Here is a 12,981-nt window from a genome sequence, read left to right on the forward strand (position 1 = left end):
AGGAAGATTATTTTTTTGAGACAATAGTTTAAGCGCTTTAACTTTTGTCCGGCAGGGAGCATCCGCAATATCCGGTAAGGAGGTGAGCTTTTCCTACAGCTGTCCGTTTGTGAATACAATAGGTTCTCTTAAGTATCCACCCCAACCACAAGGAGTGAATGGATGATGAACAAGCAAGGGAAACGCAAGCTGCACTGGAAAAGTCTGATGCTTCTATGTCTGGCCATATTTATCCTGCCTGCCGGGTCCGCCTTCGCCGCTGTGAACAAACCGTTCCCGCAGCACACCACCTATACAAGCGGAACCATTAAACCGAACAATGTCACTCAGAGCGTCATGGATAACGCCGTCAAGACCAAATGGGATGCCTGGAAAGGCGCATATCTTAAGCCTGCCGGAACAGGCAAATATTATGTGAAATATAATTCAGCCGGGGAGACGGTCTCTGAAGCACATGGCTATGGCATGCTGTTCACCGTGCTGATGGCCGGCTACGACAGTAACGCACAGACCTACTACAACGGACTCTACAATTATTACACAGCACATCCAAGCGCCATCAACCCCTATCTGATGTCCTGGAAGCAGAACAGCAGCTTTCAGAATATCGAAGGGGAAGACTCCGCAACCGACGGCGATATGGATATTGCCTTCTCGCTGCTGCTGGCCCACAAGCAATGGGGAAGCAGCGGAACTGTCAACTATTTGCAGACTGCGACGAATATGATTAACGCCATCATGGATAATGAGATTAATCAGACCCAGTGGACAATCCGTCTCGGGGACTGGGCGAACAGCGGCTCATACAATACGGCTACCCGCCCTTCAGACTTCATGCTCAATCACCTGAAGGCCTTCCAGACCGCTACCGGGGATGCCCGCTGGCAGAATGTAACGAACAAGACCTACACCTTAATCAACAGCCTCTACACCGGCTACAGCTCAACCACCGGCCTGCTGCCGGACTTCGTGGTCTACTCCAGCAATACCTATAAGCCGGCTGCGGCCAATTTCCTGGAGGATGCCAACGACGGCAACTATAACTATAATTCCTGCCGCACCCCGTGGCGGATCACCACCGATTATCTGCTGACAGGCGATAACCGGGCCTTATCCCAGCTGAATCAGCTGAACAGCTGGATCAAGACCAAAGCAAGCAATACGCCGGGTAACATCAAGGACGGCTATAAGCTGAACGGAACCACCTTCGGCAGCTATAACAGCGGCGCATTCTATGCCCCCTTCGGCGTAAGCGCAATGACCTCCTCCGCCAACCAGAGCTGGCTGAACTCCCTCTGGAGCCATACGGCGAACAGCGCAGCAGAGGACTATTATGAAGACAGCCTCAAGCTGTTCTCGATGATTGTCATGTCAGGCAACTGGTGGGCTTACTAAGCGTTCCCTGGCAGTTTCCCGGTGTAAACTGGTGAGGCTGCTTTTTTAATTGATTAGGAAATTATGATTTACGTCCGATATGGATAAGTTGTGCATAAAGTTGGTGGTAAGTGTCTTGGAGAATCGGCAGGATGACTATATTCTGGATCAGTAATAGGAATGACTTCGCTGATTTCACCGAACAGCCGAATATGGTCGAAAAACCGACCACATTCGGTGCGGCAGAAGTGTGTGGCCCAGATATGGTCGAAAAACCGACTACAATGGGGATGCCGCAAGCATTTTGTTCTGGGATTATGGAGAAGATTATCACTCTAGCAGTACTGGTTATAAATGGCTTGTTTTCTTGAGACGTTTATAGTATGTCTACATCTGTCAGACTTTGTCCCATACGAAGTACTCTAATATGAGCTGAATATTTAATAGGGCTGTCCCAATGGGATAGCCCTCTGTTTTTAAGTGGGATCGAAGCGAGGACTTGGGTGGACGCTCTAAGGACGGACCGTTGTTCAAATGTACATAAATCAACTCTATCGAATAAAGTTATGTCTGCATAACTTGCGGACTAAAATCTGCCCACTGTTTTAATGGATCTACTTTATTTACTTTGCCCTACAGTAAACACAGCCCTAATAGGGATGAAGATCATTGACGATGCTGCCGGTACTGTGCATCGCCCAAAATTTCTGTGATATTTTTAACATCTTAATTTTTAATTTTATTGCTAAATTAAGGATGACATCTCATCCACAGTTTGCTTGGGAAAGTGCAGAATTACACAGAATCTTCACAATTTGTCGTTTTCATGGAAGTTTTTCTTCTATCGAAATAACACCATGCTGTCGCGTATAAAGGAACCTGCCCAAATCAATAAAGAATTGTGATTTCCTGAGCGTGGAAAATGCAAGATATGTCACTTCGCGGCTTGCAAAATCAAGTTACAATCGCTTAAAAAAGTCAAAAGGATGGACTAAGAAAGGGGTTATGTCGGTGGTACAATTGCCAATAGTAAATGAACTCGGCTTCTTTGAGATTCGTCTGGAATCCATTGGAGGCCTGGGCGCGAACCTGGCAGGTAAAATGCTGGCGGAAGCAGGAGTGGTCGGCGCAGGGCTGAACGGCGTCAGCTTCTCATCGTACGGTTCGGAGAAGAAGGGGTCTGCGGTTAAGGCTCACATCCGTTTCTGTGATATGGATACCCATATCCGCGATACTTCGCCGGTCGAGCGTCCGCATGTTGTAGGCGTATTTCACGAAGCACTTGCCAAGACCGTTAATGTAACCAGCGGAATTCATGAACACAGCACCGTTCTTGTGAACTCGGCCAAGACGCCGGAAGAACTCAGAGAGCTGCTTAAGATGAAGGCCGGCACGATTGCAGTGATCGATGCTACCAGCATCGCACTCAAGGAGAAGAACCGCGTCAACATGGCCATGCTGGGGGCGCTGTTCCGGCTCTGCCCGTTCCTCGATACGGATATTATGAAGGGCGTCATTGAGAAGTCCCTTGGCAAAAAATATCCGCAGGCTGTCCAGTCCGCCATTACAACCTTCGAGCGCGGCTATAATGAAGTGAAGTTCATGCAGTTCGAGCTGGCTGCCGGCGATAGCATGCCGGAATATGTACGTTCTGATATTTCGGCTCTCGGTTATGAGACTCAGCCGATGGGCGGAACGATCACGAACCCGGGCAGCAGCTTCCTGAAGAATCTCAGCATCTCCCGTTCCGGTATGCTTCCGGCATTTGAGATCGAGTCCTGTATCAACTGCGCACAGTGTGACACGGTATGTCCTGACCAATGCTTCGTGTGGGAAGAGCGCCTGGACCGCAAGGGCCGTTCGCAGATGTTCCTGCTCGGTATTGACTACCAGTACTGTAAAGGCTGCCTGAAATGCATCGGTGCCTGTCCGACCTCGGCATTATCCAGCATGAGGGAGAAGGAAGGCTATGCAGACAGCCATGCCGTGAAGCATCAGTTCGATCTGGTAACTCCAGTCTAAAATCCGGAAGAAAGGTGGAATACATTGTGGCTATTGATTATGAGAAAGAAGTAGGCTCCGCCAAGGTAGAACAGAAATTCCTATACGAGTCCGGCAATGAAATGGCGGCCTATGCCGCGCATCAGATTAACTATCATGTCATGGGTTATTTCCCGATCTCCCCATCGACTGAGGTGGCCCAGTTCCTTGATACGATGAAGGCCAGCGGCCAGCACGATATTATGCTGGTACCGTCCGACGGCGAGCACAGCTCCGCCGGGATCTGCTACGGTGCCTCGACGGCAGGCGGTCGTGTATTTAATGCAACGAGCGCTCAAGGGTACATGTTCATGCTGGAGCAATTGCCTGTACAAGCAGGTACGCGGATGCCGATGGTCATGAACCTGGTCTGCCGTTCGATCTCGGGACCGCTGAATATTCACGGAGACCACTCGGATCTGTACTTCGCTCTGAACACTGGCTGGCCGATCCTGATGTGCCGTGATCCGCAGTCGGTCTATGATATGAACCTGATGGCTCTGAAGCTGGCGGAACACGCCAAGGTACGGCTGCCGGTGATGGTGGCCTCTGACGGTTACTTCACTTCGCACCAGAAGCGCCGGGTGCAGGCTTTTGCCCACCGTGAGGATGTTCACAAGTTCGTTGGCGAGCAACCGCCTGCAGGCTTCACCGATACCCTTGACCGCAATAACCCGGTCACTGTGGGACCTTACATGAATGAACCGGATTACATCAACAACCGCTATCAGCAATCCGTTGCAATGTACAATGCGGGTGAAGTCTTTGAAGAAATTGCCCAGGAATTCGCAGAGTTGACCGGACGCCATTATGAGATGATCGAGCAGTACCGGATGGAGGATGCCGATGTCGCTGTCTTCCTGATGAACTCCGCTTCGGAGATCATTAAGGACGTAGTCGATCAGCTCCGTGAGCAGGGAATCAAGGCAGGAGCGATCTCCCCGAACATGATCCGCCCGTTCCCCCAGAAGCAGATTGCTGAAGCACTGAAGAATGTCAAAGCCATTACTGTAGGTGACCGTGCGGATTCGGTCGGCGGACACGGCGGGAACATGGTGAACGAGATTAAGGCAGCCCTGTTCACTTATGGCAATACCACGACAAAGGTTATCAGCCGGATCTACGGACTGGGCGGTAAAGATTTCTATGCCGAAGACGGACACCACTTCTTCCAGCTGGCTATGGATGCCGTTGTTGCGGACCGTGTAGAGATTCCGTTTGATTACTATGGCCACAATCCGGGAGCGCCGGAGAATGCGCCGAAGCGCCTCTTGAAGCCGATGGATTTCGATAAGCTGAAGACCGGCCTGATCACGGTTACCCAGAACGAAGAGACAGGCAAGCTGAGTGTCAGAGTTCCGCCGGTACGTTCGCTGATGAAGAAGCCAAGACGTCTGTCTCCAGGGCACGGCGCATGTCCGGGCTGCGGGATTTTCTCCGGACTGGAGCTGTTCTTCAAAGGGATTGAAGGCGATATCGTTGCGCTCTACCACACCGGCTGTGCGATGGTAACGACTACAGGTTATCCGTATTCCTCTCATAAATCGACGTTCATCCACAATCTGTTCCAAAATGGTGCGGCTACACTGTCCGGTGTGGTTGAGATGTTCTGGGAACGCAAACGCCGCGGTGAGCTTGACGGGCTGGGGCTGAAGGAAGACTTCACGTTCGTTATGGTTACCGGCGACGGCGGGATGGACATCGGGATGGGACCTGCAATCGGCGCAGCGCTGCGCGGCCACAAGATGATCATCGTGGAATATGATAACGAAGGGTACATGAATACAGGGGCGCAGCAGTCCTATTCGACACCGCTCGGACACCGGACTTCCACCTCAAGCATCGGCAAAACCCAGCAGGGCAAGGTGACCCAGCACAAGGATACAGCGCAGATTATGGCGGCTACCAACATTCCTTATGTCTTCACCGGCTGTGAAGCTTATCCGCAGGATATGCTGAAGAAGGCGGCAAAAGCCCAGTGGTACGCGCAAAATGAAGGTCTGGTCTACGGCAAGATTCTCATTGCCTGTCCGCTGAACTGGATGAGCGACGACAAGGACGGCACAGATATTGTGTCCCTCGCTGTCGAATCCTGCTTCTTCCCGCTCTATGAAGTAGAGCAGGGAATTACCAATATCACCTATAACCCGGAAGACAAGGACAAGCGGATAGAAGTATCCGCCTGGCTGAAGACGATGGGCAAGACCCGCCATCTGCTGAAGCCGGAGAATGAGCCGGCCCTGCGCAGCTTCGAGGGTGAAGTACAGCGCCGCTGGAGCCGTCTCAAGGCGAAGCATGAGCATCCAGATTTGTAAGGTGTAAGATCTACTGGAGTCTTAGCATTCATTAGCATAAGCAGTAGCTAAAGTTAGCACCCGCCCGGCAGAGCCACTCTGCCGGGTTATTTGCAGCCGCAAATAGCCAGAAAAAACTATTTATTATAATACTTTTATAAAGTAATATAGTAACGAGGCAAAAAGACGGTTGAGAGAGTGGTTTCGAGGTCAAGCCGCCACCGCTACAGTTGGGGGTTCAGCCGATAATAGAAGGTTAAGCGGGGGGAACATGGCAACAGTATTCTTAATTATTATTTATCTGGCATTCATCAGCCTGGGACTGCCGGATTCGATGCTTGGCGCAGCCTGGCCGATAATCCGGCTGGACTTCGGGGCGCCGGTCGAACTGGCCGGACTGCTGTCGATGATAGTCGTCGCCGGGACGATTATCTCAAGCTTGGCCAGCAGTGTGGTGCTGAAGCGGCTCGGCACGGGAATGGTTACTTTTATCAGCGTAGCGGTAACCGCTCTGGCCCTGCTCGGCTTCTCTTATTCCTCCTCGGTCCTGTGGGTGGCTCTGCTGGCCTTGCCGCTGGGTCTTGGGGCCGGTTCGATTGATACAGGGTTGAATAATTATGTGGCGACTCATTACAAGGCGCATCATATGAGCTGGCTGCACTGTTTCTGGGGAGTTGGGGCTATGCTAGGGCCGATCCTGATGTCGCGGTATATTGCGAATGGCGAGTCCTGGAGAACGGGGTTTTTCGCGGTCAGCATGATTCAGTTCGCACTGGTCGTGGTACTGTTCTTCAGTCTGCCGATGTGGACAAAGGTAAGCAAACGGGGCGGCCAGCAGCCCGTAGAGATATCTGAGAAGTTAGATTCCCGGCCTGTGGCCGTTCCCGCTGAGAGTAAGGTGCTGCGGATCAAAGGCGTGAAGCTGGCGATGCTTACCTTCCTGTTCTATTGCGGAGTGGAAGCTACGGTGGGACTATGGGGCAGCAGTTATCTGGTGAACGTCAAGGAGGTATCCCCGGCTACAGCCGCCGGATGGGTCTCGCTCTATTATGGCGGAATCACGGCCGGGCGGCTGATTACCGGCTTCATTACCTTCCGGTTCAGCAACCGTACGCTGATTCGCGGCGGACTGGCGATTTCACTCGCGGGTGCGCTGCTGCTGGCCTTGCCGCTTCCGGCGGTATATTCACTGGTCGCTTTTATTCTGATTGGCCTCGGATCGGCTCCGATCTTCCCCTGCATGCTGCATGAGACACCCGCCCGGTTCGGTGCGGAGCATTCGCAGAAGATTATGGGCTATCAGATGGCTTTGGCTTACACCGGCGGTGCGTTTCTGCCTCCACTGTTGGGATGGGCGGCGGCGCGGAGCACCTTCATGATTCTCCCGCCGGCCATGATTGGGTATATCATAGTGATGATAGTAAGCTCTGAAATCATTAACAGGATGATGAGCAAACGACAAGGAGAGGTGAGTCCGTAATGAGATTCATAGAGTGGCAAGATGGAGCATGGAGCAATGAACCGGTGTCAAGCAGAACCGAGGACGGTCAACTGGTGGCCCATGCAGCGGAGGGCAGCGATTACTGGGAAAAAACGATGTATGGGTTCCAGCATGACAACGGTCATGCGCTGCTTGCCCCCTGGGATAAGGCAGAGGCGGTAGAGATCAGCTTTGCGCTGGACGGGTTCACCGAGCTGTATGACCAGGCAGGCATTATGCTATGGCATAGCGGTGAGCAATGGATCAAGGCCGGTATTGAGCTGAATGACGGTGTTCCTCATATAGGTGCAGTTGTGACGGACGGTTACTCTGACTGGTCATTGTCCCCTGTTCCCGAGTGGAAGGGCGAGGTGATTACCCTCCGCGCTTCGCGGATGAAGGATGCGGTAATCCTCAGAGCGCGCACTGAGAATCATCCATGGCGGACCATCCGCGTTGCCCGGTTCCCGTATGAGACTGGCAGCCAAGCAGGACCGTTCCTGTGTGCTCCAACGCGGGCCGGCTTTCACGTTACCTTCACACGCTGGGCAGCTACAGTACCCGATGCAGATGTTCATACAGACCCGCCAATCGTATAGATTCCCGACAAAAGCAAAACCGCCGCTGCGCGTTTCTTTCAAGCGCAGACGGCGGTTTTGCCTTTTACAAAATACTATCCTATAGACGGGAGAGGCAGACTATCTTCTGCTGCTGCGCACCATTGCGGTAGGCCCGCACATTTCATCCCGGACGGAATAAGTGTAGATATGGTGAGGGACCGGAACACAGTGGTGGCGTCTGACGACCTCGACATGGTGGACCACCTGGACCACCTGGGGATGATAGTAATCTTCATATACAACCTGTGTGGGATCTGTAACCGTTTCAGTAGGACATTTCGGACAATTTCTCATTACACTCAGCTCCTTCGCAGTGGACTTATGCCAGTATACGCGTTATGCAGGAGCCTGCTTGTTCATTCGTCTAGTTTCCAGCAAAATAGGTGTCCGTCCATGCTGCGTCTCACGAACGCTTGTAGATCTCGCGCATGACATGGCGCAGCTCGGGCAGGATCAGCCGTTGCATAGCCAGCTTGATTGCACCGGTGGAGCCGGGCATGGAGAAGACAGCGGTACTGCCGATCGTCCCGGCAATGGCCCGGCTGAGCATGGCGGCTGAGCCGATATCTTCGGTGAAGCTCAGCAGCCGGAAAATCTCCCCGAAGCCCGGCAGCGACTTGTCAAGCAGAGAGGCTACGGCCTCACAGGTGGTGTCACGGGGGGAAATGCCGGTCCCTCCGGTCAGAAGCACAGCTTCGATGCCGGAATGGACGGAGCTTTTGTAGACCAGCTCCCGGATATCCTCATAATCGTCCTTGACGATGGCGCGGCCGGTCACGGTATAACCGGCGGCTTCCAGCAGACTCTGGATCATAGGCCCTCCGGTGTCCGTATCGATGGTCCGGGTATCCGAGACCGTTATGATGTAGCAAGCGACTGAATCCGGGGCTTCGCTCCGGTGTTCTTCGACAGATGATATACGAACCAGCTCCCTTTATTATCTGCTGTACAGCTTATATTTCTCATGATAGGGGATGGAAGCAGTAATAACAAGTTTCGGAGGAAGCTGTTGTATGCCTCCATAGACAAGTACCGCCTTGCACAGAGGCGGTCATTGTAGTACACTCGCTACCATAACCGATTGAGGCAGGGAGGAGCAAACTTGGAACAGTCATTACCAGTATACATTTTGTCGGGATTTCTCGGCAGCGGCAAGACCACATTACTACAGCGTCTTTTGGATCATTGGAACCTTCAGGACCTGCGGCCGGCTGTAATCATGAACGAGCTGGGTGAAGTGAATCTGGATGGCTTGCTGGTGGAGCAGTCTGTGCCTATGGCAGAGATGCTGGGCGGCTGCATCTGCTGCACAAGCAGGGGTGACTTAAGTACGGAGCTGACCACACTAATCAAAAAAGAATCGCCGGATGTAGTTATCATTGAGGCTACGGGTGCAGCCAACCCGCTGGAGATTGTGGATGCGGTAACGGAGACCTCTCTATATCAGCAAGTAGAGCTGAAGGGGCTGATTACCGTCGTCGATGCTGCCCATCTGCTGGAGCTATACCGCTCCCAGCAAGGGGCTACTTACCGTCTGATGCAGGAGCAGATCCGCTGTGCATCCGTCCTGATCCTAAACAAGACAGACCGCATTCAAGCCGCAGAGATTACAGAGATCTCGGAAGTATTGCGCAAGTGGAACGCCTACGCGGAGATTCTGCCGGCGGTGCGTTGTGAACTGGAGCCAGAAGTGCTGCTGGGCAGTGTGGGAGCCGTTCATATGGATGATCGGTCTGCGGACGGGGAGCAGGTGGAGAGCGGAGTTGAGGGGGCGATGCATGCATCCCATGATCATGTGATGGCTTATACCCATTATTTCCAGAATCCCGTGAACAGCGAGGAATTCGAACAGTTTGTGAAGGAGCTGCCGCGCGATGTTTACCGGGCCAAGGGGATCGTAACTTTTACAGATACCTCCAGCCGGTTTCTATTTCAGTACGCTTACAGGGAAGCGGATTTCATGAGAATTACGCCCCAGGGCGAGGTGCCGGATGTTGCGGTATTCATCGGTGAGCATTTCTCCTCCGGCGAGTTGCGCAGGGAGCTTCTGCGCCTGGAGAGACGTCTGCTGACCAGACCCGCAACGGTCAAACGAAGCCTATAGTTAACCATCTGCAGTTCCTTATGAATGGTTCGTTCTTTTTCTTGCAGGTTAATACATAGGCATACCCTATACTAATTGCAGGAGGTTGTAAGGCTATGACACGAATTCAATATCAGGAATGCATTAATACTTTGATTAAATGTATGGATGCCTGTAACTATAGCTATGTCTCAAGCCTCAAGGAATATGATCTGGCCGATCTGCGGGAGAGCATCCAGCTGGACCGTGAATGCGCAGACATCTGCTCCTTCGCTATTCAAGCGATGACCCGCCGAAGCCTGTTTGTGGCTGAAATCCTCAAATTATGTGCTGACATCTGTGACCGCTGCGCCGACACAAGCAGCCGTCATAAGCATAACCATTGCCAGGATTGTATCGATACCTGCCGCAATGCAGCCATGGCCTGCAGAAGGGTCAGTGAAGCTGTTGAAGTCTACGCCTGACATCACCCTTAAGGACTAACATAAATTGCATTGATTACTTAACAGGAACCAGGGCGGCCGCAGACTTTATTCTGCACAGTTCTGGTTTTTTCGATGTGAAATGGATGGAACCGGGAAATTAAAAAGGAGAATAAAGGCATTCCGGCGAATGTTACATAAGAGAATAATCAGGCTGCCGTTCGGTGCGGCCCATAGGCATGCATGAATGGAAGGAGGCCTGGAGGCCACGAATGCATTACCTCTAATTACAATTACTGAAGGAAGCAAGCGGTATGGAAGCCGCCTGGTACTGAACGGGATCTCGATGACAGTTCTTCCTGGCACGGCCACGGCTCTGATTGGCCGCAACGGGACCGGCAAGAGTACGCTGTTGTCCATCCTCGCGGGACTGCTGAAGCTGTCCTCCGGCGCTCTTACCTGCGACCGTCAGGCGATAACCACAGGTTATGCACCTGAAGCATTTCCCGGCTTGAAGCTCACCGCCGAAGACTATCTGCGCTGCATGGGCCGGATTGCCGGGCTCTCCGAAGCGGCTTCAGCGTCCCGGATCAACGAACTGCTGCAGCTGTTCAGTCTCGAATCCTCCCGCAGCCGCAAGCTGGCAGGCTTCTCCAAGGGGATGCTGCAGAAGGTCAACCTGATCCAGAGTCTGCTGCTCCGGCCGCAGCTGCTTCTGCTTGATGAGCCCATGTCGGGACTGGATCTGCCGGCACAAGATACGCTTATTGATATCCTGCTGGAGCTGAAGGCGGAGGGCACGGCGCTCGTCTTGTCTGTTCATGAACCGCAGATCATCGAAGCTGTCGCGGATACAGTATATGTATTACATGAAGGGCAGACTATCCGGACGATTCAGGGAGCGGAGAAGCTGAAGAGTGCTCCAGTAGTGAATATCGTCTATACGGCACTGCCTGGACAAGCCCAGCAAGCTCTGGAAGCCTTGCCTGGCGTCATCCACGTGCTGCCAGAGCCGGACTTCGCCGGTACAACTTGTATAGGGTTGACTGTAGATCAGAAAATGTCAGATACCTGCCTGAAGCAGATTCTTGCAGCGGGAGGTTCTATAGTTTCGGTGAAGCCTCTCGGGGGAGTAAGTGACCTGGCCGAGTGGATGGACCCCAAGGATCAGAGCGGGAGTGGACGCAGGTGAAAGGGCTAATCGGTTATTTTTTGCACAGTTATACGGTCTCCCAGCGGTTCTTCGGACCGGTTGCCGGCATTATGATTGCGGTATTAATTCTGTATTCCTATAAGCCTAACCCGGTCATGAGCAGCTACTCGGCAACGGCAGTCTTTCTATTCGTAGCCTGTGCGTGGCTAGGTCTAAGCTTCCTTAACCATGAGCAGGCGGTGCAGAAGCAAGTGGTTATTGTTCAGCTCCGCAGTGCCCGCCGCTATAGTATCGGAAGTCTGCTGACCCTTGTTCTGCTTACGCTTCTGCTGGATATAATCATCGTAATCTATCCCGTGTTGGCCGGAAGCTTCCAAGAACCTGCCGGACTTCAACGGATCTTGCTTAGTTTGGCCGGACATGCTCTAATGGGGTTATTAGGGATCACTCTCTCCTTGTACCTGCAATCCTCGTGGGTACCGCGGGCTGGCTATGCGGCCGGAATGATGCTGATTCTCCTCATTCTATCTATTAGCGCCGGTAAAGTGGCTGAAGCGGTGCCTGGCCCCGTTGTATCCATTCTCCTGCCGCCGGTATATCCGGTTATGGACAGGATGATGAACGCAGAGACTTTGCCGGTTTCCTCCGTGCTCGGAGCCTATGCCCACGCGTTAGCGTACATAATATTGCTTGCCGGATTATACATTTACTGTTCCGGCCGAATGGACTATAACAAAACAAACTGAGCTGTGTCCTTTGAACTTGAAGATTTACAATTTGAGGTCCAAATGTTCATTGCAGTAACGGCCATTTCAAAATAGAACGAAAAGTTCAATTTACACACAGATCAAATAACCAGATTAAGGACGGGAGGAACGATGAAGGATACACAAATACCGGAGAGTGAACAATCCAAAGAGCTATTTGCTTATTTCGGGCTGGCTGTGTACTATTGCCAGGCACTGGAGCAGCAATTAACGAATCTGCTGCTGCTGACGAAGCTGTCGCGGGGTAAGACGCCAACCGATGCCGAAATCGCAGAGTTGTATCAACGCAAGCTTAGCAATTCACTCGGCCAACTCATCAAAGAAATCCAGCATCACTTCCCATTCTCTGAGGAAGAGACCAGTCAATTGCAGGCCGTATGGAAAGAACGCAATCATATTGTCCATGACTACTTCAAGGAACGGATTCAAGAGACCTTCACCCCGGCCGGCCGGGCCCATATGATCCGTGAACTGAAGCGCTTCAAGAACAAGGCAAGCAGGCTGGAGATTAAGCTGCAGGGCTATTGTACAGAGATGTACAGCAAGCTGGGCCTCGAAGAAGAGCATATCCAATAAAGCATCCAATGAAATATAGTTACACTTACGAGGAGACTCCCCCTATCGCAGCAAGGCTGCGCCAGAGGGAGTTTTCTTTGGATATATAAGCTGAGCGTAGGGAGTGGCCGGATGGATGCGAAAAACTGAATACAATTGGTTGGCGGGGTGTACGTGGAGCAAATGTATGCGG

The 12,981-nt window shown here is 52.3% G+C and carries 13 protein-coding genes; 11 read left to right on the forward strand and 2 right to left on the reverse strand.

Features of this window, described 5'->3' with window-relative positions:
* Positions 1-162 precede the first annotated feature (162 nt).
* The 6 genes from MKX42_RS15610 to MKX42_RS15635 all read left to right on the forward strand — a co-directional run bounded on the left by MKX42_RS15610 (position 163) and on the right by MKX42_RS15635 (position 7,787).
* Positions 163-1,395, forward strand: coding sequence for a glycosyl hydrolase family 8 (locus MKX42_RS15610; RefSeq protein WP_340753283.1), 1,233 nt, complete (start codon positions 163-165; stop codon positions 1,393-1,395).
* 131 nt (positions 1,396-1,526) lie between these two features.
* Positions 1,527-1,745 carry a hypothetical protein gene (locus tag MKX42_RS15615; RefSeq protein ID WP_340753284.1) on the forward strand — a complete coding sequence of 73 codons (219 nt, stop codon included), beginning with the start codon at positions 1,527-1,529 and terminating at the stop codon, positions 1,743-1,745.
* A 640-nt stretch (positions 1,746-2,385) separates the two neighbouring features.
* A complete protein-coding gene (locus MKX42_RS15620; RefSeq protein WP_036724606.1) occupies positions 2,386-3,396 on the forward strand; it encodes a 2-oxoacid:acceptor oxidoreductase family protein in 1,011 nt (336 codons plus the stop codon).
* Between the two features lie 26 nt (positions 3,397-3,422).
* Positions 3,423-5,729 (forward strand): thiamine pyrophosphate-dependent enzyme, encoded by a 2,307-nt coding sequence (locus MKX42_RS15625; RefSeq protein WP_340753285.1) that lies wholly within the window; start codon positions 3,423-3,425, stop codon positions 5,727-5,729.
* Between the two features lie 250 nt (positions 5,730-5,979).
* Positions 5,980-7,188 (forward strand): MFS transporter, encoded by a 1,209-nt coding sequence (locus MKX42_RS15630; RefSeq protein ID WP_340753286.1) that lies wholly within the window; start codon positions 5,980-5,982, stop codon positions 7,186-7,188.
* Complete coding sequence (locus MKX42_RS15635) at positions 7,188-7,787, forward strand: DUF1349 domain-containing protein (RefSeq protein WP_340753287.1); 600 nt, start codon at positions 7,188-7,190, stop codon at positions 7,785-7,787. Before MKX42_RS15630 ends, MKX42_RS15635 begins: the two co-directional genes overlap by 1 nt.
* Before the next feature lie 99 nt (positions 7,788-7,886).
* On the opposite strand, the gene MKX42_RS15640 is transcribed toward MKX42_RS15635, so the two are convergent.
* A complete protein-coding gene (locus tag MKX42_RS15640) occupies positions 7,887-8,102 on the reverse strand; it encodes a hypothetical protein (protein ID WP_340753288.1) in 216 nt (71 codons plus the stop codon).
* 109 nt (positions 8,103-8,211) lie between these two features.
* Complete coding sequence (locus tag MKX42_RS15645; protein WP_340757697.1) at positions 8,212-8,727, reverse strand: MogA/MoaB family molybdenum cofactor biosynthesis protein; 516 nt, start codon at positions 8,725-8,727, stop codon at positions 8,212-8,214.
* Between the two features lie 183 nt (positions 8,728-8,910).
* Between MKX42_RS15645 and MKX42_RS15650 the strand changes: the two genes are divergently transcribed.
* The 5 genes from MKX42_RS15650 (at position 8,911) to MKX42_RS15670 (ending at position 12,809) form a co-directional block, all read left to right on the forward strand.
* The gene (locus tag MKX42_RS15650; RefSeq protein ID WP_340753289.1) at positions 8,911-9,912 is read left to right on the forward strand and encodes a CobW family GTP-binding protein; all 1,002 of its coding nucleotides are present in this window, start codon (positions 8,911-8,913) and stop codon (positions 9,910-9,912) included.
* A gap of 95 nt (positions 9,913-10,007) precedes the next feature.
* Positions 10,008-10,355 (forward strand): four-helix bundle copper-binding protein, encoded by a 348-nt coding sequence (locus tag MKX42_RS15655; protein WP_340753290.1) that lies wholly within the window; start codon positions 10,008-10,010, stop codon positions 10,353-10,355.
* A gap of 205 nt (positions 10,356-10,560) precedes the next feature.
* Complete coding sequence (locus MKX42_RS15660) at positions 10,561-11,505, forward strand: ABC transporter ATP-binding protein (RefSeq protein ID WP_340753291.1); 945 nt, start codon at positions 10,561-10,563, stop codon at positions 11,503-11,505.
* Positions 11,502-12,212: a hypothetical protein gene (locus tag MKX42_RS15665; protein WP_340753292.1), complete on the forward strand. Its 711-nt coding sequence runs from the start codon at positions 11,502-11,504 to the stop codon at positions 12,210-12,212. The genes MKX42_RS15660 and MKX42_RS15665 overlap by 4 nt, the downstream gene beginning before the upstream one ends.
* 132 nt (positions 12,213-12,344) lie before the next feature.
* Positions 12,345-12,809, forward strand: a complete 465-nt coding sequence (locus MKX42_RS15670; protein WP_339310040.1) for a hypothetical protein — start codon at positions 12,345-12,347, stop codon at positions 12,807-12,809.
* The last annotated feature ends 172 nt before the right edge of the window (positions 12,810-12,981 follow it).

Source organism: Paenibacillus sp. FSL R7-0204, assembly GCF_038002225.1.
Taxonomy (GTDB): Bacteria; Bacillota; Bacilli; order Paenibacillales; family Paenibacillaceae; genus Paenibacillus_AQ.